This window comes from Pseudoalteromonas prydzensis (assembly GCF_001661495.1).
GTDB lineage: Bacteria > Pseudomonadota > Gammaproteobacteria > Enterobacterales > Alteromonadaceae > Pseudoalteromonas > Pseudoalteromonas prydzensis.
Genome location: NZ_BDDT01000010.1, coordinates 120,159 through 140,762 on the forward strand (window position 1 = coordinate 120,159; position 20,604 = coordinate 140,762).

Consider the following 20,604-nt stretch of genomic DNA (forward strand, 5'->3'; position numbering starts at 1 on the left):
GTGTAGCCAAAGCATGCACTGATTTAAAGTACTACGGACAAATAAGGAGCATAAATCATAGTCATATAAAAAAACCGACAATTGTCGGTTTTTTCAATGCACAGGCGTACTTTTACTTTTCAGCACGGCCCATAAATTTGTGCTCAGCGGTATTAATACGGATGCGGTCACCAGTAGAAATATGCTCAGGTACTTGAATTGTTAAACCCGTTGATAAACGAGCTGGTTTTGAACGAGCGCTTGCCGAAGCACCTTTGATTGATGGGTCTGTCTCTTCAACCACAAGTTCAACGCTTGAAGGTAAATCTAAGCCCACAGGCGCGCCATCAATAACAATAACGTGCACACCTTGGGTTTCTTCATTTACGAATAAGATTTCTTCGCTGATCGCTTCTTTACTCAAGTTATATGGCGTGTAATCTTCGTTATCCATAAACACATACTCTTCGCCATCCACGTAAGAGAACATAGCTTCGCGACGCGTTAAATCAGCAAGCTTAAGCATGTCGCTGTCTTTAAATGTTTCGTCTACTTTGCTGCCGGTGACAACATCGTACAAACGCATGCGATATAAGCTTCCACCAGCACGGCCTTGTGGCACAGAGCGAACAATATCCTTAACCACTAAAACGCGGCCATTAAACTCAATAGCAGTACCTTTTTTAACTTCACTTGCCTTTGGCATCAGTGTCTTCCTATAATTTATAAATCCCGAGAAACATACCACGAACTGGGTTTTCTTCAATAAGAAAATAGCGCTTATCACTGTTTTTCTATCCGCTAAGTAGAAAATAGAGCCAAGCCGCCCAGTGCCCAATAAAAACCCAAATATCTGCTAACAATTCAACCTCGAAAGATAAACAACCCCTAGAGCCTGTATTTACTAATAAATTTTACCTATTGGCCGATTTTTCATGACTAAACTACGAAAAAGCTGCTATTGTTAATTTACCATAAATGACTTCAAGGACTGGATCATGGATCAGCACACAGCACACGAGTATTTATCTAAAAAACCTCTGGTTATGGTTACCAAACCTTTTGGCCAAGAAGTTGATGTATATAAAGTAAACCACAAAATGTTTGCCACTTTATCGGTTGGCAACGAAGGGGAAACCGACGAAGACGGCAACCCTATTTGGTGGATGAATTTAAAATGCGACCCGGATGAGGCACAAGCTTTACGGGATATTTTTCCTGCGGTAATACCTGGTTATCATATGAATAAACGGTTATGGAATACTGTTATTCTAGATGGTTCTATTCCACAAGGCGAAATCGAACGCATGATTGATAATTCATTTAACTTAGTGGTTGCTAACATGCCTGAAAAAGATCGCAAAGCGATTGAGATTCATATGTAATAACCCATTGTACTGTTCAGGCGATTGAACAGTACAAATTTAACTGTTATCTGTACAGTCTAATAAAAAATGATGATCATCAAGTAATACCCCAGCAATTTCGTAAGCTAACGGCTCAACCCTGACTAATTGAAAACCACATTTTTCCAGCACTTTTTCAGACCCTCTATTACCTGCACTGACAACGGCTTTTACCATCTGGATATTAAACTCTCCTCTGGCCCATGTTAAAAACGCTTGAAGTGATTCCGTGGCATAACCCCGCCCATAAAACTCAGGCAATAATAAGTACCCGACTTCTTGAATATCTGGCAATTGTGACGTGGTAAACCCAGTAACACCAACTTGCTTGCCACTACTCTTTTCGCTAATAACTAGACACAATGGGTGATTTGAAGCGGGCCGCCACGGCTTTAAACGTTCATTAAACTTTGCCCGTATTTGCGCCTCAGATGGCTTATCAAAGCATTTTTTAATCACCACAGAGTTATTATGCAATGCAAAGAACAGCGGCCAATCGTCGGCCGTGAGTAACCTGAGGGTGAGTCTAGCTGTAGAGAGGAGCATAATAACCTTCCTTAGTTGCCCACTATGTAATCGTGAGTGGAGAGTCTATAAAAGTAATAAGCATAAAAAAACGCACTGTAATAAGTGCGTTTTTATAACAAATAAAGCCAAAAGACTATTTATTTTCTTTTGTACTCTCGTCGGTATCAGTGACTGCAACTTCTTCAATCTCAGTTGTTAACACCTGCGTATTTTGCTCTTCAAGCTGTTCGCTATCTGTTTCACTGGTTGTGCTTGGCTCAACAGTTACTTGCTCTGCCTCATCAAGCTCTGCTGCAGGTTTAGCCTGTTGTACAGGTGTTAGCTGGTAAAAGCTTGCCCCAGCATCCGCCATCGCAACTAAAGGCGCACACGGTGCGAACACCGAATTATAATTAGCAAAGGTAGCCATTTCTGAGCATACTTTATCGGCACCAAGCTTATCCATATAACTAAATGGCCCACCTAAGAACGGCGGGAAGCCAATACCAAATATAGCGCCAATATCGCCATCACGCGGACTTGCGATGATACCTTCATCTAAACAACGAGCGGCTTCATTAAGCATTTGCGATACACAACGTTTCGCAATTTCGCTTTTATTTAAGCGTGGCGATGGGCTAACCCCTAGCAATTCATAAACTGATTCATCCACTTTTTTGCTCTTTTTATCATAAAGATAAAAGCCACGACCTGTTTTACGGCCTAAGCGTTTGGCGTCAATTAAACGTGAAAATGCATCTGGTGCTTTAAAACGATCACCGAGTTCTTGTTCAAGAATTGGCGCAATCTTAGAGCCAATATCAATACCCACTTCATCCAGTAGCGCTAATGGCCCAACCGGAAAACCAAACTCGACTAATGCCGCATCAATCTTTTCAATTGGCTCACCTGCTAATAATAAATTAGCGGCTTCATTCACATATGGCGCTAAAATACGGTTCACATAAAAACCGGCTTTATCTTTAACCACAATAGGTGTTTTACCTTGCTTACGAGCAAAGTTAACAATTCGCGCTATGGTCTGTTCGGAGGTGCCTTCATGTGGAATGATTTCTACCAATGGCATTTTCTCAACGGGTGAGAAATAATGCAGACCAATAACATTTTCAGGACGCGCCGCTTGGGCTGCAATTTGTGAAATTGGCAGTGATGACGTGTTACTAGCAAAAATAGTGTTGCTTTGGCATTCTCGCTCAACATCCGCAACCATGCCTTGTTTTAGGCTGAGGTCTTCAAATACCGCTTCGATAACTAAATCAATGTGCTTAAAGCCACTGTAATTCGTCGTACCGGTAATTCTATTCATAGTTTGTTGCAGTTCAGCTTTAGATAAAATACGGCGCTTTTGCTTTTTATCTAAAATTTTATAGCTGTAGTTCATGGCATTACTAATGCCCTGCTCGGCTACATCTTTAATACGTACAGGCACACCGGCTTTAACAGCAGTTACATGCGCAATACCTGCGCCCATTAAACCGCCGCCTAACACCGCTGTTTTAGTGATTGCTGGCGCGTCATCATTGCGCCATTCTTTTTTCATCTCAGTGGTTGCAAAAAAGATCCCACGTAATGACTTAGACTCACTACTCATTACTAACGTAGCAAAGCCTTCAGCTTCTGTTTTATAGGCTTTAAGCTCATCAAGCTCAACACTTGCACGTATTGCTTTAATGATAGCCTGTGGTGCTGGATAATGACCACCGGTTTTTTTCAGCACATTTTCTTGGGCTTTTTTAAAGATAATATTACGGCCAAACGGATTAGACTCGAGTAATTGGCTTAAGCGGTCCAGCTTTGGCTTAGTCGCTTTTGCTTTACCTTTAACAGCAAATTCTTTGGCAACACGCAGTAACACAGTTTGCGGAACGCAGTCATCAACCAAGCCTGCTTTTTTGGCTTGTTTAGCACGAATTTGTTTACCTGTTAAGGTCCACTCAAGGGCTTTTTGCAAACCCACTAATTTTGGTAATCGTTGCGTACCACCGCCGCCAGGTAATAAACCAAGTTGCACTTCAGGTAAGCCAAGTTTGGTAATGTCGCTGTCTGAACAAATACGGTAATCACAGGCCAATGCAAATTCTAAACCGCCACCCAGGGCCGCACCATGAATGGCACTGACAGTTGGGAACGGCAGTGCTTTCATGTCAAAAAAAGCACGATGACATAGTTCGCTAATAGCCAAGGCATCGTCACGATGCTCGACGTTATCAAGCATTTTTACATCCGCACCGGCGATAAAGTTATCGCTTTTGCCACTGATAAAAACCATGCCTTTCACTGACTGCTGCTTAGCCTCATCAAGCAATGCTTTTAAATCATCAGCAAAGCTATCGCGCAGGGTATTCATTTTTTCACCCGGCACGTCGATAGTTACAACAGCAAGCTTTTGCTCATCTATTTCTAAACTAAATACTGAATCTGTCATTACGCACTCTCCAATACAAAGGCTGCACCTAACCCGCCTGCAGCACATGCAGTCGTAAGTGCTAAACCACCGCCGCGGCGGTTAAGTTCATGTAAACTTTGGGTGATAAGTCGTGCGCCGGTCGCTGCAAATGGGTGACCATATGCCAGCGAGCCGCCTAATACGTTAAACTTATCCATGTTAATTTCACCGATCGCTTTACTGCGACCGAGCTTTTCTTGAGCAAATTTATCAGACGCAAACATTTTCATATTCGCCAGCGTTTGCGCTGCAAATGCTTCATGCATTTCAATTAAATCAAGATCGGCAAGCGTTATACCCGCTCTCGCTAATGCAATTGGCGTTGAGTGTGCAGGTCCCATCAACATGTCTTCATGCACACCAATCGCTGAAAAGGCAAAGCTGCGTACATAACCTAAAATGTTATAGCCTAAAGCTTTGGCTTTGCTTTCACTCATCATTAGCACTGCTGCTGCGCCATCTGTCAAAGGTGTTGAGTTGGCAGCAGTTACTGAGCCGTGTTGGCGATCAAAGGCTGGCTTTAATTTAGCGTAACCTTCAACGGTTGAATTATGGCGAATGTTGTTATCTTGCTCAATAAAGCTTTTATATGGCGGTACATGCGCGGTCATAACTTCTTCGCTAAGCTTACCATCTGCCCAAGCTTGGCTTGCAAGCGTGTGTGAGCGATGAGCTAGCGCATCTTGATCTTCACGGCTAATGTTATGGGTTTTTGCCATTTGTTCAGCAGTTTGCCCCATCGACAAACCCGTCGAATACTCAGCCACAGCTGGTGGTACTGGTAATAAATCTTTTAAACGCAGCTTTGAGAATATTTTTAAACGCTGACCAAAAGTGCGTGCTTTATTTAAATCAACCAAACTACCCGCTAATTTTTTACTCACACCGATTGGCAATACAGATGATGAATCAGCACCACCAGCAATACCCACTTGCACGGAGCCTGCCATGATTGACTCAGCGACATTAGCAATCGCTTGAAAACTGGTTGCACATGCACGCGATACTGAATAAGCATCAACAGAAACTGGCATACCAGTTCCTAACACGATTTCGCGGGCGATATTTGGTGCTTCTGGCATTTGCACTACTTGACCAAATACTAATTGATCAATTTCAGATTTATCAAAGTTAAGACGTTCTAGCATTTCGTTAACCACTAACTTGCCCATATCAAGGGCTGGTACATGGTGAAATGCAGTCGCTTGTTTAGCGAATGGCGTACGTAAACCACTGACGATGGCGATACGATCGCCCTTTGCTGTTTTTAGTATGTTTTGCTCAGACATTAATGCTCTCCCACTGACAGGTCTGACCTGTTTGTTTTCCTCGATTCTAAACAACCCGTGTACTAAAGCCAATAGCGAAATTGAAAATAGTATAATTAGTTATCAACAATAGGCTTTTTTTAACGTATTTACAAAAAATAGTTTAATTTCTATGCTAGGGTAAAAATCCTTAAAAAATAACGAACTATTTTGTAAATTCAGGTCTAACACTTGTGTTATAAACTATTTACCCATATTACTAGTTAAGCTTTTATAAACCTTGCAAATCAGGACAGTTTTTTTACTATGGCCACTAACGTATTTTCACAATTAAAAACTTATTTAGATAGCCAAATCATTGGTCAGCCAGAATTAACGCAAGCACTACTTATTGCTATTTTAGCCGATGGTCACTTATTAGTTGAAGGCCCTCCAGGGCTTGCTAAAACCCGTGCAGTCAATGCCCTTGCTAAAGGGGTTGAAGGTTCATTCCAACGCGTCCAATTTACACCCGATTTATTACCTGCGGATGTTACTGGCACAGATATTTATCGTCAACAAACCAGTGAATTCGTGTTCGAAAAAGGCCCTTTATTTCATAACCTTATATTAGCCGATGAAATCAACCGTGCACCCGCTAAAGTACAATCTGCCTTATTAGAAGCCATGGCTGAACGCCAGGTTACAGTTGGCAAAAATACCTATCCGCTGTCTGATTTATTTATGGTAATGGCAACCCAAAACCCACTTGAGCAAGAAGGCACCTATCCGCTGCCTGAAGCGCAATTAGACCGCTTTTTGTTGCACTTAAGCATTGATTACCCAGGCGCCGAGCATGAGCTAGATATTTTACGTCTGACCCGTGGGGAAGCCTTGAGCGAACACCAAGCCCCTGCGCAACAAATTAGTCAAAGCGATTTATTTGCTTCTCGTAAAGCCATTTTAGGCCTGTATTTAGCTGAGCCACTTGAGCAATATTTAGTGCAACTTATTATTGCTACGCGTGAAGGCGCAAAACTGGACGCTCAATTAGGCAGTTGGATTGAATATGGTGCAAGCCCGCGTGCGACTATCGCGCTAGATAAATGTGCTCGTGCCCACGCATGGCTACAAGGCCGTGACTTTGTTGCACCGGATGATATTCAAGCCGTACTGCACAACGTGTTGCGTCATCGTATTATTTTAAGTTACGAGGCCCAAGCTGATGGTGTTACTAAAGACCAAGTCATTAGCCGTATTTTAGAACTTGTTGCCGTGCCATAAACTATGCAAAGCCAATTAGATAATCAACAGTGGCTGAATTTAAGTCATAGCCATGGGGTTGAGCTTGGGCTAAAAGAGCTAATGTATTATAAAGCAAAGGCTCGCTTACTCGAACTTGCCCCAAAAGTAAAAATTAGAAACAGCCTAACCGGCCAATATCTTGCCCCTCATAAAGGCCGCGGTATGGAATTTGCCGAAGTACGTCATTATCAGCAAGGTGATGATATTCGCTCGATTGATTGGCGCGTTACAGCACGTACAGGCGAAACCCACACTAAACTTTTTCAAGAAGAAAAAGAACGCCCGGTATTTGTGTTTAGCGATTTTTCTAATTCTATGTTGTTTGGTTCAAAGTTATTACTTAAGTCAGTGCAAGCTGCACATATTAGCGCTTTAGTTGCGTGGTCGGCGTGTCAACGCGGCGATCGCATCGGTGGGATTGTATTTAATCAACATTCTCATTTAGAGCTCAAACCCAGTGCTCGTGAAAAAGCCGTGTTAAAACTGTGCCACAATTTATGTGCCAGTCACCAACAAGCTCTGCATAAAATTGACGATGAAGCCCCCAACAAACTCAGTGATAACTTAAAGCGTTTAAATCATTTAGCCAAACCTGGTAGCTTGGTTTATCTGGTGTCAGATTTTAGTAGCTTAGATGATGCCAGCTTTAAACAACTCGAAATACTGAGTCGCCATTGTGAGTTAATTGGTTGCCATATTAGCGACCCATTTGAACACCAATTGCCTGCATTTAAACAAACAGTAACCGTGAGCGCCAACGGCAGTGACTTTGCCCTGCCGCTGATGGATAAAGGGTTTCGTGATAAGTTTGCGAAAACGGCCGAGCAAGCCTTCGCTTCACGTTTACAACGCTTAACAAAATCAGGCCTTAATTTAATATCATTCAATGCAGCCACACCGCTAGAGCTGCAATTAGTGAGAAAGTAACATGCAAACCTCCCCATTAGATGGCCTACATGATGTGATTGTGCCAAGCCAAGTTTCTTGGTGGCCATTGGCACCGATTTGGTGGGTCATTATTGCTACATTATTATTAGCTATTGGCTATCTCAGTTACACCTTGTATCGAGCTTATCAATTTAAAAAAGCCAAGCGACACGCGATTTTATTGAGTAATCAATATGATGACGATGCCCAACAACTGCATATTTTAATTAAACGGTTAGTTTTACATTACTACGCGCAAAGTGCGGCATCACAAGGGACTAAACAATGGTGTAACACGCTAAATAAGCTGACCGGACAACAATTTACTGAGCTTGAATTAATGAGCCTCTATCAAGAGCAAAGTAATCAAACTGCGTTGGCTACTAAATTAAAACTCGCCATTGCGCAATTTAAATTAAAGGAGCCGCTGAATGTTTGAATTTAGCTGGCCTTGGCTATTTGTATTATTACCCTTACCTTGGTTATTGCGCTTACTTAAGCCTGTACCGAGTGAAGGCAGCACCCGCTTACGTATTCCTGGTTTTGCCAAACTTAACTTAGCGTCACAGGTTGCCCAGCAACATACTCGCGGCATCAGCGTGTTTGAATGGTTAGTTTGGGTATTGTTAGTTTGCGCTATTGCGAATCCAACCTGGCTTGATGAACCAATCACCCTGCCTAATGAAGGCCGCGATATCATGCTCGCAGTGGATTTATCAGGTTCAATGACCGAGCAAGATATGGCTTATCAAGGCCAGTATGTTGACCGTTTAACGATGGTAAAAGCGGTATTGAGTGACTTTATAGAGCAGCGCCAAGGTGATCGTTTAGGATTGATTTTATTTGGTGATACTGCATTTTTGCAAACCCCCCTAACGCGGGACGTAAAAACAGTGAGTCAAATGCTGTCAGAGGCACAAATAGGTCTAGTAGGCCGCGCCACTGCCATTGGTGATGCACTGGGTTTATCAGTAAAGCGTTTTGCCAGTAAAGATGAAAGTAACCGTATTGTGGTATTGCTTACCGATGGCCAAAATACCGCTGGAAACTTAGACCCAGAAGAAGCCCTACTGCTTGCCCGTGAAGAAGGCATTAAAGTGTACACCATCGGCGTAGGCTCAGATAATCCTCGTGGTTTTAGTTTATTTAATATGGGTGGTATGAGTGGCGGTAGCTTAGATGAATCGCTGCTAAAGCGTATTGCTGAGCAAACAGGCGGATTGTATTTTCGTGCCAAAGACGTCGCCGGCTTACAACAAATTTATCAAGAGCTTGATAAGCTTGAGCCTATCAGCGCAGATGAACAAACGTTTCGCCCGCAAAGTGCATTATTTTATTACCCATTACTCATTGCACTGGCCTTGATTAGTTTACGCGTTATATTCACCACCGCCAAAACATTTAGACAGGAGGCCTAATGGACTTTGAATTTATTCGCCCTGCAGTATTATGGCTATTGGTGCCGGTGTGCTTAATGTTTACTATTGCAATGTTGAAACACAAAAAAAGTAATCAAGGTGAATTAATTGCGCCTCACTTAGCTAAATTTGTGATCAGCACAAACAGCCAACAACATAGCCAACCTATTTGGCTGATTGCATTATTTGCAGTTTTGGCGGTTATTTTTAGCGCAGGCCCCAGCTTTGAAGAAAAACAAGTGCCGGTGTTTCAAAGCAAAAATGCCCGGGTGATTGTGATGGATATGTCACTATCGATGTACAGCACCGATATCGCGCCCAGTCGTTTAGTGCAAGCGCGCTTCAAGGCGCTGGATATGATCAAACTTTTTCAAGAAGGTGACACCGCTTTAGTCGCCTATGCCGGCACCGCGTATACTATTTCTCCGCTGACCAATGATGCTGCCACACTGGAAAATTTAATCCCCAGTTTAAGCCCAGAAATCATGCCCGATAAAGGCTCTAATGTGCTTGCGGGCCTTGATGCTGCAAAAGAGTTATTGACCCAAGCAGGCTACCTTGAAGGTGACATTATTTTAGTCACCGATGGTATTGAGCAAAGTGAACAAAGCGATATCAGTCAATTTACTAGCAACAATCCCTATCGCCTCAACATTTATGGTGTGGGGACCGAGCAAGGTGCGCCCATCAAACTTCCCGAGGGTGGTTTTTTAAAAGATAATTACGGACAAATTGTAGTGCCTACCATCAATATCAGTATGCTCAATAACCTAGCTAAAAACAGCGGTGGCAAATTTACCACTTATCAACCAAGTGAGCGTGATATTCAAGTATTTGCACCGAGTGCCAACAGTGAAATGCTAAAAAATGAGAAACAAAGCCAAGCGTTATGGCGCATTGATGCAGGCATTTATGGGCTCATTATTTTATTACCTATGATGATGTGGATTTTTCGCCGCGGTGCTTTTGCAGCTGCAATATTAGTGTTCAGCTTTTTACCACAGCAAAATGCTTATGCGCTCGAGTTACCTTCGGTCTTTAAAAATCAAGATCAACGCGCACTGGATGCCTACCAGCAAGGTGAGTATGCGCAAGCTGCAAGCGCGCAATCGAGCCAATTAAAAGGCGCAGCGCTTTACCAGCAAGGTAATTTTGATGCTGCACTATCACAGTTTAACGAAGATAAAAGCGCCACTGGTTTATATAACTACGGCAATGCATTGGCCAAAGCTGGCAAGCTAGAAGAAGCAATTAGCGCCTACCAACAAGCGCAACAACAGCGAGAAAACTTTACCCAAGCCAAAGAAAATCAGGCATTAGTTGAGCAATTACTGCAACAGCAGGAGCAACAACAGCAACAAGGTCAAGACGGCGAACAAAATCAAGATCAAGACTCACAAAATGGCGAGCAAAATCAAGATCAGCAAAATAAAGATAAGTCACAACAAGGTGAGCAGCCCTCAGAAGATCAGCAATCTCAACAAGGGGATGAGTCTGAGCAAAATGATCAGCAACAAGATGGTAAACCTGGCGATCAGCAATCTGGTGAAAAAAATGAGCCGCAAATGGAAGCTGAACCTGAGCAAACTGACAGTAATGATGCACAGCAACAAGACAAGCCAAATGAGTCTGAGCAGGATCCCACAAGCGAAGAGCAACCAGCACAACCGCAAATGACCCCTGAGCAACAGCAACAAGCAGAAGACGCGGCGAAACAGCAAGCTATGCAAGCGCAAACTGCTGAGCTGACCAACGAGGAAAAAGAAAAAGCACAACAGTTAAGTCAATTGTTGCGCAAAGTACCCGATGATCCCGCTATTTTATTACGTAACAAAATGCAATTAGAAGCCCAAAAACGAAATTATCAACGCCGTCCACAAGGAGTCGAAAAATCATGGTAATGCGATTAATCTGTTGTTTATTGCTTATCAGCGCTATGCCCTCGTGGGCTGTTACACAGTTACAAGCCAGTGTTGATAAAAACCCAGTATTAGCTGGTGAGTTTTTTATGCTCACTATCAGCGCCGACGACACCATTAAAGATGATCAACCCGATACATCGGTGCTATTAAAAGACTTTGTGGTCGGCCGTACTACAGTCAGTACGCGCACCAATATTGTCAATGGCAGTATCTCTAAACAGACAAACTGGTCAGTTAAACTCATGACTCGCAGTGCTGGAGATTACACTATTCCTGCATTCAGTGTTGCTGGTGTCAGCTCTGAGCCGATCGCATTAAAAGTTGCACAGCGCAGTCAAGATACTGAGCAAAACAACGATATCTTTATCAAAGCCTCACTCTCTAGTGACAGTTTATTTGTACAAGAAGCAGGTGTTTATACGGTAAAGCTCTATCTTGCCAAAGAGTTACTTGATGGCAATTTAAGCACGCCCTCTATGCCTGACGCACAGCTTAGCCAAATTGGTAAACAAACTGAAAACTACGAGCTGATTGATGGCAAACGCTATTTAGTCATCACTCGTGAATATTTAGTGCAGCCGCAAAAAAGTGGCAGTTATACAATTCAGGCTCCCGCCTTTCAAGGTCGCATTCGTCAGGACTACCGTCAGCTAGATGTCTCTGCCTTGGGCGAAGACGTAAACATTGAGATAAAACCCATTCCAAGTGATTATCAAGGTGCGTGGTTACCAAGCGAATTGGTGAATTTAGATGAGCAATGGCAGCCAGAGGATGACACTGTCGAGGTTGGCACACCTATTACTCGCACGCTAACTTTAACAGCACTTGGTATTACCAAAGAGCAATTACCTGATATTGAACTGCCTGAAATAAAAGGGATCCGTAGCTATCCAGATGAAAAAGAAAATAACCACTTAGTTAGAGATGGTCGTGTTATATCACAACAAACCGCATCGTATGCCTTACTACCACAAACGCCTGGCACATATACACTGCCAGAGGTCAGCGTACCTTGGTATAACACTAAAATTAACCGTATTAGTTATGCAACATTACCTGCGCGTACCATTACCGTAACACCAAGCAGTAACGATGCAGTAAATCAGCTACCAGCAGCGCCGACCTCAACATTGCCAATCACAGAGGATCCATCCTCGCTAAATCAACAGCCTATATTGGTAAATAACACCCCTACTTGGTTAATTATTGTTAGTGTGATTGGTTATTTACTGTGGTTGATCACATTAATTTTATGGTTACGCAGCCGCACTCAGCGCACTGTAGTTAGCAATCAGCCTAAAGTAGTAAACACAAAAACGTCAGGGTCATTTGATGAGCTTAAGAAAGCAAGCAAAAACAATGATATAAATAGGTTCTACCAAGCATTAAACCGTTACGCAATACAACAGACAAAACAATCGCATAGTGCGATAGACAAGTTAGTACTAGACGTTGATAATATTCAACTTAGTCAACATATTGCTAAACTGCAGTCTGCACTCTATAGTCCTAGTAGTGCTGAGGTAGACTTAGCTGCGATTGTAAATCTGCTAGAAGCGCAAAGAAATCTCCAGGGAAAATCTCAACAAGCTGTATTAAAAGGACTTTATAAATAGAGTTTGAGTGTATTGGAATTATCCTCGCACTTAGACAGCGAATTACTTAAAATAAATAAAAAGTGCTTATGCTTGGAAATAAAAACGCTAATAGTCAGGTCTTAGTTGATATGGCAGAGAAAAAAACACGCTATGAAAAACTTGTTCATGTTTATCATAGCGAATTATATCGCTTTGCGTATTGGTTATGCCGTGACCCTAATATTGCCGAAGATCTTGTCCAAGAAACGTTTTTACGTGCTTGGCGTTCTCTTGATTCATTATTAGATCAAAAAGCAGCAAAACCATGGCTATTGACGATATTGCGGCGGGAAAATGCCCGTCGCTTTGAACGCAAACAATTTGATTATAGCGATGTTGAAAACGATACCTTAGTTGATGATAAGAGCGTCACTTTAGATGACGAAATGGAGCAAACAGTGATCCAACGTCAAATCGCTAAGCTTTCTGATGAATACCGTGAACCATTACTCCTACAAGTAGTTATGGGGTGCTCTGGTGATGAGATAGCTGAAATATTAGATTTAAATAAAAACACCGTGATGACGCGTTTATACCGCGCCAGAAACCAGTTAAAAGAGGCTTTAAGCCGTGATGATGAACAACTTAAAGGGGCATCATAATAATGGATGATCTCGAGTTTCGTCGCCGAGTTAGCGCACAGCCAAACAGCACAGATAAGGAACTTTTGGAGTTTGCAAAGCAACATCCTGAGCGACAAGCATATTTAGATGAGATGCAAGCGTTTGATAAACAGCTTTCAGACGCACTAGATATCCCAGTGCCTGCAGGCCTTGCTGAGCGTATTTTAGCAAATACCGCAGCACATGCACAAAACGAAGCGCCTGTTAGTGAGCCGCGTTTTACCGAGCAAACTGATGTAACCAAACAACAGCCTATAAATAATGTAGTTGAGGCAAGCTCACGATTTAAACTAGGTCGTTTACCTCTTGCTATGGCAGCGTCATTATTAGTCGCAGTAGGCGCATTTATCTTTAGCGGCAAACAAAATGTTGCGTACGCTGCTGGTGAACATGCACTTGCTCATGTTTATCATGAAATCAATTCATTGCAGAAAACACAAGCGATCAGCTTAGAAACGGTTAATGAAAAATTTGCAGTACTTGGCGGCCACTTAGATGAGCTCCCTGGTAAAGTAACGTATTTAATGTTTTGCGACTTTAAAGGCCAAAAAGGGCTGCATCTAGTTTTTGAATCAGAGCACGGCCCAATGACAGTATTTATTGTGCCATCAAAAGATCAATCGTTTGGTATCGGTGAAGATGATTTTCAAGACGATCGTTTTGAAGGCCATATAAATCGAGGCCCCGATGCTGACACTATTTTGGTTGCTAGCTTAGGCACACCATTAGAAAACTATAATGACCGCATTAATCATGCAATCCGCTGGTTACATTAATTTTATAATTTAACCATTCACAATAAAGCTTGCCGTTACGCTATAGCGGTAAGCTGATCTACATCAGTGCCCTCACTATTTTTTTACTATAGCAATCTTAACTGAAAACAACAGGTCAATAGACTAACTTGTTGATCTAGATCAACTCTACAAACACGATAGTCGTTACCCACAAACTTAAATACTGAGCTTTTAGTGCTTTTACTGCGCCGATATCATTACTTTTTACAAAGCGCTCACAGCCATTACCATAGCTTGCAAAGAGCCTGGAATACTGACGGTCGGTGTTGAAGACTTAATCGACGCGTAGTTCTAGGTTCTAGATTCTAGATTCTAGGTTCTAGGTTCTAGGTTCTAGGTTCTAGGTTCTAGGTTCTAGGTTCTAGGTTCTAGGTTCTAGGTTCTAGGTTCTAGGTTCTAGGTTAAAAAATAAAACCGCACAACAATAAGTTGTGCGGTTTTTTTGTTAATAAACATTATTTAAGTAAATTACTTACAAACGTCTGCAACAGCATTTGCAAAGTAATCGATATTTGCTTGGCTGATACCTGCCACGTTTACACGGCTTGAACCAACAATATAAATACCATACTCTTTTTGTAGGCGATCGATTTGCTCTTTATTAATTCCTAAGAAAGAGAACATACCGTGTTGACGGTCAATAAACGAGAAATCTTGCGCAATACCTTTAGTCGCTAAACTATCTTTGATCAATGTACGTAATCCATTGATACGGTTACGCATTTCATCAAGTTCGCTGTGCCACTGCTGTGTAAGCTCGGTGCTGCTTAAAATAGTGTTTACAATATCGGCACCGTGCGCAGGTGGCATTGAATAAATACTACGTACCACACTTAGCAATACTGAGTTTGAAATATCAGCTGTTGTGCTGTCTTTCGCAATAATTGAACAGGCACCAATACGCTCACGGTATAGACCAAAGTTTTTCGAACATGAAGAACAAATAATTAGTTCATCAACCGCATTAGCTAGAATACGTAAACCATTTGCATCTTCTTCAAGGCTTGAGCCAAAACCTTGGTACGCAATATCAACAAGTGGAGTAAAGCCAACATCTTTTGCCAGTTCAGCAACTGTCTTCCACTGCGTTTCGTTTAAGTCCATACCACTTGGGTTATGACAACACGCGTGTAATAAAACAACGTCACCTTTAGGCACTTGGCTAAGGGTTTCGATCATTTCATCAAATAATAAGTCTTTGTTTTCATAATCGTAGTATGGGTATTCTTTAACAGTCAGGCCCGCTGCTTCAAACAAGCTAATGTGATTTGCCCACGTTGGATTAGTCACCCACACTGTCGCACCTGGATTACAACGCACGATAAATTCAGCTGCAACACGCAATGCACCTGTACCACCTGGCGCTTGTGCTGTACGAACACGATTAGCTAATAATGCTTGGTGCTCACCTAATAATAGGTTTTCCATTTTTTGACAGTAATCTAAGTTACCTGCCAAACCAATGTATGATTTGCTGGTTTCGTTTTCAAGACGGAACGCTTCCGCTTTTTTTACTGCTTTTAATACTGGCGTATTACCTTGCTCGTCTTTATAAACACCAACCCCTAAGTCAATCTTATTTGGGTTAGTATCTTGCTTATAGGCCGCCATAAGGCCAAGAATAGGATCAGTTGGTAATGGTTTTAATACTGAGAACATTGACTATCTCTTTCATTATTTAGGGGTTAGCTGTTGCACTTAGCTTAACATAAAAGCTCACTAGATTGACTAGTGATATTTACACTAAAAAGTGAGGAATTTTAATACAGCACGCAATTAATAGCGCTAATGTTTGTTGATTGAAAAAATCGTTATTAAAGGCTTCACCATCGACAATACCAACGCAGCGATTTGCACTGTCAAAAAGCGGCAAACACGCTTCAGATTTTACTTTCGGATCGCAAGTATAGTATTCACCACCGCCAGCTAAATACTGCTCAACATTATTGATCACTCGGCCTTTACTACTTAGTGCCACCTGCACATTATTACTCCCGGCTGCAAATGCTTCGGTAAGTGGAAAAAGCGGTCGACTTGGCGCGCCAAAATAAGCCAGTTTAAGTAATTGCTCACCCTCAGGCGTTGCCGTACTTTGGTAAATACCGTACCAATCAACCTGAGTTTGCGCTACCACGTAGTCAACTATCAATTGTAATTGGGCAAGTTTCTCTGTGGTGTGTTGATCTTGCTTTACATAATCAGTGAGTTTAAACGGCTCATCTTGTAAATACCCAAATAAACTGCACGCGCCACCCTCGCCCAACTCTGGGATTTGGTACTGCCAACGCACAGCGGGGAGCGAATGGTTTGATAAATAATTTTCGAGCCGAGTAAGCTCATCAGTCACTAACTGAGCTGGCACATCTAGTTGTGCAAGAGATAAATAAGAAGAAACCATTTAGCCATCCAAACATCTAAAAAATGAATCATAGCATGGCTAAACTACCACGACTAGCTTTGTTGTGGCTGCAATTTATAACACATTTCAATTTGATTACCCGATGCGTTATAAGTCACTTGTTCGGCTATTTCTTCTAAAATAGATAGCCCACGCCCATGCTCTCGATTATTGCTGTTAGCAGTGCTATCCATACTTGCAAAGCCATTACCTGAATCACAAATGGTAAAGTAAAGGCTCAACGTATCAGGACAATATCGCATATCAACAATTATCAACGCATCTACCAGCTTAGCTAGCGTGGCTTCTCTGAGTTGATAATACTCAATAAAACCATCCTCTTTATTTTTAATTTCTGAGTCGAGCCCTAACACGCCATGATCGAGCGCATTATTATAAGCCTCAGACAGCAGCAAAAAAATATCCGAGCGATGCGCTTTTAATCCACCAACTTGGGTTATTACTTCAACAATTTCCAGCACCGGATCAGTTTGTTTGATCTGCCGAGAGTTAAGCGTTAAAGAAAAATTAAACGGTAATTTTGAGTATGGCTCTTGCTCTTCAGCCAAAGGAGGGATTGCTACACAATTAAACAGCACTAAACTGAGGTCATCCTGTTGTTCGCTACCATGGGCAAATTGTGTAACTTGGCTTATCACATCGTGACTGGTCACTTTGCGCTTACTCGCAAGTGTTTGGATAAAACGCTGCTCGCCAAAAAATTCATCCTGCGCATTGGTGGTTTCTATTATGCCATCAGTCGCTAATACCAAGCGCATACTTTTATCGACTTCAAAATGCACTAATTCGCGTTCAAATTCATCACGCTCTAAAATTCCCAGCGCCATATGTTGTGACTCTAAGGTTCTTAGTACTTTACCTTGTTGATCAATTAAGTAAGCATCAGGTAAGCCACCAAGCCAAGCCGAGACACTTTTCCCAGAACTGCTCAACTCAATAATCGTAGCTGCACAAAACATATGTCCAGGCAGTAATTGCGCTAATACCGCATTCACTTCCGCAGCAATATCACTCACCGCCATGCCTTTATTAACCATAGTATAAAACACTTTTGATGCTGGCATAGCTCCTACTGCAGCGGCCAAACCATGTCCGGTAAAATCGCCAAGCATACAATACAGGCTACCAATAGGGCTTTGCCCAACTAAGCACATATCACCGTTAAACATAGACGCAGGCGATAAATGAAAATCAATATTATCGGTAAACTGATGTTGGTTCTCAAGCGCATTGTTAAAGATGTGTTCAACTATTTCGTGTTCACGCTCGGTTTGATTGTAATGATATTCTAATAACTTATTTTGCTCATGAGTTTTGAGGCTTAATTTGCGAGTACGACTATGGGCTTTTATTTTTGCGGTTAAAATTACTTTATCAAATGGTTTATGAATAAAGTCATCGCCACCGACTTCTAAGCAACGTCCAATACTGCTCTGATCATCTAATGACGTTATAAAAATAATAGGGAGATGAACTTCATTATGGTGCAGCTTAATTTTAGCTGCCGTTTCATAGCCATCCATAATTGGCATTATGACATCAAGTAATACAATATCAATGCTTTGCTGATCTAATATTGCTAACGCTTCAACCCCATTGCTAGCAACAGATACCTGATAGTTTTGTTGCTCCAGCATCACTTTTAACAGCGTACAATTGAGTGGCTGATCATCAACAACAAGAACGTGCATCAATCAATATCAAACTTTTTATCGAAGCGAGATATTTGCAGGATTTTTTTCAGTTGCGGCTGACAATTACTAATTTGAATTGCGTCAACTGAAGTACCCAAGGTTTTTTTCATATTCAACAGCATGCCCAGCGCAGAGCTGTCCATGTAATCGGTTTCGCGTAGATCAATCACGATCTTACCGGTCTTGTCACTTATATCGGCGTACGCCTGTCGAAACGACTGTACTAAATTAAAGTCAAACTTCCCTTTAATTTGAATAGTCAGCGTAGCACCATCAGCTGATGCACTCTTACTTAGACTCATTTACTTCACTCCTGCTCAGATTATCCATTCTATTGCTTTAAATATAACTGCTTAAAAGTAATTAGCCAAAAATAAAAACACCTAAGCGCAAATTTGTGATTAGATTTGATATTATAACTGCCATTGTTATTTAACTTTTTCAACGCAGGTTAAGCATGAGTGATAGTAATTTAGTTTATTCAACCGAAACAGGCCGTATCAGCCAACCAAAGCCCAGCAAAGAAGTGGCAGGTAAGGTATTTAAAGACGGCGCCCTGCGCATTGAACGCCAAACCAAAGGCCGTAAAGGCAAAGGCGTGATGCTAGTAACGGGTATTGACAGCGAACAACACGACTTAAAAAAGCTCGCCAAAACCATTAAAAGCAAAATGGGCCAAGGCGGCGCAGTAAAAGACGGCATCATCGAAGTACAAGGCGACGACCGCGAAAAACTCAAAGCCATCCTAGAAGCACTCAAATTCAAAGTGAAAATTGCCGGCGGCTAAACCCCGGCTTCTGCGGTTTAGTGATATAAAATGAGTTGTTCATGACAATCTGAAATGCATCGTATTTTCACGTATCAATATTAGCCTTCAAGTTCATCCTCATTTACTTCTCATTCTCTTCTCTTTGTGCAAAAGATCTTTAATTGAATTATTCACAAAGAAGTTAAGAGGTGCTGCGCTTTAGAGTAATACAGATTCTAAATCCAGATGTATTTACTCGGTTGAAATACTATTACCTAACAGCCAACGCTTATCAGCTAACGGGAGATTTAAAACACTGGTTCTGTAGGCAATGACTACTTAGCTTCACAAGGTTTAGTGTACTCTTTAGTCACTCACTACCTCGCGAAACATAACGCCCGCCACAAACGCGAGCAACGTGTTGCGAGTCGAGCGGCCAACGGGCGCGTTTTTGATGGCGTTTGTTATGTTTCATTTGTTCGACTCTGCCTCCAAATTGTCTTATTTTGAAACGCGTAAAGCCCAAGCACCAAGTAGTAGGTAGAAAGAATCATGAAACTGACAATTTCAATTCCGTCTTCATAAAACCCAAAAAGCTCATCAAATACCGCGATAGCAAACAGAATTTGCCAAACTGTTCTAGTCAAACATTTAAGGCCTATAGAGTAAAAAACACACCCAATAAGCATTAGTGTCGTAATAGAACTTCTGACGAATTGTAACGCATCAGGTGTATCAAAAAAGAACGAATATTTAACGTAAGCATATAAGTGAAACATAAACCAGGGAAACAATATAAGCCTTAATGACTTCCATTCTGTAAACTGCATTAAAACTCCTTTGAAACATAACGCCCCAATATGCCGACGAAAAGAGCGCAGCGAGTTGAGGTTGGAATAATTGGTTTGTTAGCTTTGTATATCAATTTCAACAACTTGAGCCTCTTTAAATATACTTTTAGCTTTTTCAAACACAGTATCTTTATTAGCCGGATGCACCGTAATATCGATTGCGTTATCCGATAATGTAAAAAGTGTAAGACAACCCGCTTTTTGGATTTTTGCTATATCCGACTTTTTTACCAATCGTCCTTTGGTGTTATAAAAACGAGAGTAAGAATTTGTTCTTACCTGCACGTTTGCACCTAGATCGTTAAACGTTCTTTCTGCTTTGTCCAAAAAGTTGATGGGAATCATTGATTCCAACTTTATAACCAAAACAAAGAATAATACTGAAGCGATAACTAATATTAAAATGTCAATAAAGCCTCCGCAAAGCCTCCGCAAAGCTAACGCTTCTCTTAACCGGCGTAAAATAGCAGGCTAAAATTAGCAACGAAGGAGCGCAAGCCTGCTGTTTTGCGTCCTCTATGATTAAAGCGTTTGTTGAACGAAGCCGCTTTGCGGCAGAAAAAGCAGATCGCGTGTTTAATTAACTCTCTACCAACACCGGTAGGATTAATTGGAGTTCACTGCTATGAACACACACGATCAAGCTCGTTTCGAGTC

Annotated in this window: 19 protein-coding genes; 10 read left to right on the top strand and 9 right to left on the bottom strand. The window is 41.7% G+C overall.

Annotation, left to right across the window (positions count from 1 at the left end; translation table 11 throughout):
- Positions 1-112: 112 nt before the first annotated feature.
- Positions 113-685: an elongation factor P-like protein EfpL gene (gene efpL / locus A7968_RS16415; protein WP_064667656.1), complete on the bottom strand. Its 573-nt coding sequence runs from the start codon at positions 683-685 to the stop codon at positions 113-115.
- A 292-nt stretch (positions 686-977) separates the two neighbouring features.
- Here efpL and A7968_RS16420 point away from each other — a divergent pair, with 292 nt between their 5' ends.
- Positions 978-1,364, top strand: coding sequence for an MmcQ/YjbR family DNA-binding protein (locus A7968_RS16420; protein WP_064667657.1), 387 nt, complete (start codon positions 978-980; stop codon positions 1,362-1,364).
- Between the two features lie 39 nt (positions 1,365-1,403).
- Here the strand turns inward: A7968_RS16420 and A7968_RS16425 are convergent, their stop codons facing one another.
- The 3 genes from A7968_RS16425 to fadI form a co-directional block, all read right to left on the bottom strand.
- Positions 1,404-1,931, bottom strand: coding sequence for a GNAT family N-acetyltransferase (locus A7968_RS16425; RefSeq protein ID WP_064667658.1), 528 nt, complete (start codon positions 1,929-1,931; stop codon positions 1,404-1,406).
- A gap of 115 nt (positions 1,932-2,046) precedes the next feature.
- A complete protein-coding gene (gene fadJ, locus A7968_RS16430) occupies positions 2,047-4,338 on the bottom strand; it encodes a fatty acid oxidation complex subunit alpha FadJ (protein ID WP_064667659.1) in 2,292 nt (763 codons plus the stop codon).
- Positions 4,338-5,648: an acetyl-CoA C-acyltransferase FadI gene (fadI, locus tag A7968_RS16435; RefSeq protein WP_064667660.1), complete on the bottom strand. Its 1,311-nt coding sequence runs from the start codon at positions 5,646-5,648 to the stop codon at positions 4,338-4,340. Before fadI ends, fadJ begins: the two co-directional genes overlap by 1 nt.
- 285 nt (positions 5,649-5,933) lie before the next feature.
- On the opposite strand from fadI, the gene A7968_RS16440 reads away from it, so the two are divergent.
- The 8 genes from A7968_RS16440 (at position 5,934) to A7968_RS16475 (ending at position 14,214) form a co-directional block, all read left to right on the top strand.
- Positions 5,934-6,890 carry an AAA family ATPase gene (locus A7968_RS16440; protein ID WP_064667661.1) on the top strand — a complete coding sequence of 319 codons (957 nt, stop codon included), beginning with the start codon at positions 5,934-5,936 and terminating at the stop codon, positions 6,888-6,890.
- 3 nt (positions 6,891-6,893) lie between these two features.
- Positions 6,894-7,838 carry a DUF58 domain-containing protein gene (locus A7968_RS16445; protein ID WP_064667662.1) on the top strand — a complete coding sequence of 315 codons (945 nt, stop codon included), beginning with the start codon at positions 6,894-6,896 and terminating at the stop codon, positions 7,836-7,838.
- A gap of 1 nt (position 7,839) precedes the next feature.
- Positions 7,840-8,277, top strand: a complete 438-nt coding sequence (locus A7968_RS16450; RefSeq protein WP_064667663.1) for a DUF4381 domain-containing protein — start codon at positions 7,840-7,842, stop codon at positions 8,275-8,277.
- Positions 8,270-9,256 (top strand): vWA domain-containing protein, encoded by a 987-nt coding sequence (locus A7968_RS16455; RefSeq protein WP_064667664.1) that lies wholly within the window; start codon positions 8,270-8,272, stop codon positions 9,254-9,256. The genes A7968_RS16450 and A7968_RS16455 overlap by 8 nt, the downstream gene beginning before the upstream one ends.
- The gene (locus A7968_RS16460; protein WP_064667665.1) at positions 9,256-11,157 is read left to right on the top strand and encodes a VWA domain-containing protein; all 1,902 of its coding nucleotides are present in this window, start codon (positions 9,256-9,258) and stop codon (positions 11,155-11,157) included. Before A7968_RS16455 ends, A7968_RS16460 begins: the two co-directional genes overlap by 1 nt.
- Positions 11,151-12,794 (top strand): BatD family protein, encoded by a 1,644-nt coding sequence (locus A7968_RS16465; RefSeq protein WP_064667666.1) that lies wholly within the window; start codon positions 11,151-11,153, stop codon positions 12,792-12,794. The genes A7968_RS16460 and A7968_RS16465 overlap by 7 nt, the downstream gene beginning before the upstream one ends.
- A 110-nt stretch (positions 12,795-12,904) precedes the next feature.
- Entirely contained in the window at positions 12,905-13,417 is a 513-nt protein-coding gene (locus A7968_RS16470; RefSeq protein ID WP_244270414.1) for a sigma-70 family RNA polymerase sigma factor, read from the top strand.
- Between the two features lie 2 nt (positions 13,418-13,419).
- Complete coding sequence (locus A7968_RS16475; RefSeq protein WP_064667668.1) at positions 13,420-14,214, top strand: DUF3379 family protein; 795 nt, start codon at positions 13,420-13,422, stop codon at positions 14,212-14,214.
- 489 nt (positions 14,215-14,703) lie between these two features.
- Here A7968_RS16475 and A7968_RS16480 read toward each other — a convergent pair whose 3' ends face one another.
- The 4 genes from A7968_RS16480 to A7968_RS16495 form a co-directional block, all read right to left on the bottom strand.
- Positions 14,704-15,894, bottom strand: a complete 1,191-nt coding sequence (locus A7968_RS16480; protein WP_064667669.1) for an amino acid aminotransferase — start codon at positions 15,892-15,894, stop codon at positions 14,704-14,706.
- A gap of 79 nt (positions 15,895-15,973) precedes the next feature.
- A complete protein-coding gene (locus A7968_RS16485; RefSeq protein ID WP_064667670.1) occupies positions 15,974-16,633 on the bottom strand; it encodes a hypothetical protein in 660 nt (219 codons plus the stop codon).
- Between the two features lie 53 nt (positions 16,634-16,686).
- A complete protein-coding gene (locus tag A7968_RS16490) occupies positions 16,687-18,345 on the bottom strand; it encodes an ATP-binding SpoIIE family protein phosphatase (protein WP_064667671.1) in 1,659 nt (552 codons plus the stop codon).
- Complete coding sequence (locus tag A7968_RS16495; protein WP_064667672.1) at positions 18,345-18,650, bottom strand: STAS domain-containing protein; 306 nt, start codon at positions 18,648-18,650, stop codon at positions 18,345-18,347. The genes A7968_RS16490 and A7968_RS16495 overlap by 1 nt, the downstream gene beginning before the upstream one ends.
- 155 nt (positions 18,651-18,805) lie before the next feature.
- Here A7968_RS16495 and A7968_RS16500 point away from each other — a divergent pair, with 155 nt between their 5' ends.
- Positions 18,806-19,135: an SUI1 family translation initiation factor gene (locus tag A7968_RS16500; RefSeq protein ID WP_064667673.1), complete on the top strand. Its 330-nt coding sequence runs from the start codon at positions 18,806-18,808 to the stop codon at positions 19,133-19,135.
- 869 nt (positions 19,136-20,004) lie between these two features.
- Here A7968_RS16500 and A7968_RS16510 read toward each other — a convergent pair.
- Positions 20,005-20,301 (bottom strand): hypothetical protein, encoded by a 297-nt coding sequence (locus A7968_RS16510; RefSeq protein ID WP_138558954.1) that lies wholly within the window; start codon positions 20,299-20,301, stop codon positions 20,005-20,007.
- Between the last annotated feature and the right edge of the window lie 303 nt (positions 20,302-20,604).

Excerpts from the sequence above, each read along its gene's own strand:
- A7968_RS16465 (WP_064667666.1), top strand. The coding sequence starts at position 11,151 with ATGGTAATGCGATTAATCTGTTGTTTATTGCTTATCAGCGCTATGCCC.
- A7968_RS16420 (WP_064667657.1), top strand. The coding sequence starts at position 978 with ATGGATCAGCACACAGCACACGAGTATTTATCTAAAAAACCTCTGGTT.
- A7968_RS16450 (WP_064667663.1), top strand. The coding sequence starts at position 7,840 with ATGCAAACCTCCCCATTAGATGGCCTACATGATGTGATTGTGCCAAGC.
- A7968_RS16445 (WP_064667662.1), top strand. The coding sequence starts at position 6,894 with ATGCAAAGCCAATTAGATAATCAACAGTGGCTGAATTTAAGTCATAGC.
- A7968_RS16460 (WP_064667665.1), top strand. The coding sequence starts at position 9,256 with ATGGACTTTGAATTTATTCGCCCTGCAGTATTATGGCTATTGGTGCCG.
- A7968_RS16425 (WP_064667658.1), bottom strand. The coding sequence starts at position 1,931 with ATGCTCCTCTCTACAGCTAGACTCACCCTCAGGTTACTCACGGCCGAC.
- A7968_RS16470 (WP_244270414.1), top strand. The coding sequence starts at position 12,905 with ATGGCAGAGAAAAAAACACGCTATGAAAAACTTGTTCATGTTTATCAT.
- fadI (WP_064667660.1), bottom strand. The coding sequence starts at position 5,648 with ATGTCTGAGCAAAACATACTAAAAACAGCAAAGGGCGATCGTATCGCC.
- A7968_RS16495 (WP_064667672.1), bottom strand. The coding sequence starts at position 18,650 with ATGAGTCTAAGTAAGAGTGCATCAGCTGATGGTGCTACGCTGACTATT.
- A7968_RS16500 (WP_064667673.1), top strand. The coding sequence starts at position 18,806 with ATGAGTGATAGTAATTTAGTTTATTCAACCGAAACAGGCCGTATCAGC.
- A7968_RS16455 (WP_064667664.1), top strand. The coding sequence starts at position 8,270 with ATGTTTGAATTTAGCTGGCCTTGGCTATTTGTATTATTACCCTTACCT.
- fadJ (WP_064667659.1), bottom strand. The coding sequence starts at position 4,338 with ATGACAGATTCAGTATTTAGTTTAGAAATAGATGAGCAAAAGCTTGCT.
- efpL (WP_064667656.1), bottom strand. The coding sequence starts at position 685 with ATGCCAAAGGCAAGTGAAGTTAAAAAAGGTACTGCTATTGAGTTTAAT.
- A7968_RS16440 (WP_064667661.1), top strand. The coding sequence starts at position 5,934 with ATGGCCACTAACGTATTTTCACAATTAAAAACTTATTTAGATAGCCAA.
- A7968_RS16490 (WP_064667671.1), bottom strand. The coding sequence starts at position 18,345 with ATGCACGTTCTTGTTGTTGATGATCAGCCACTCAATTGTACGCTGTTA.
- A7968_RS16480 (WP_064667669.1), bottom strand. The coding sequence starts at position 15,894 with ATGTTCTCAGTATTAAAACCATTACCAACTGATCCTATTCTTGGCCTT.
- A7968_RS16485 (WP_064667670.1), bottom strand. The coding sequence starts at position 16,633 with ATGGTTTCTTCTTATTTATCTCTTGCACAACTAGATGTGCCAGCTCAG.
- A7968_RS16475 (WP_064667668.1), top strand. The coding sequence starts at position 13,420 with ATGGATGATCTCGAGTTTCGTCGCCGAGTTAGCGCACAGCCAAACAGC.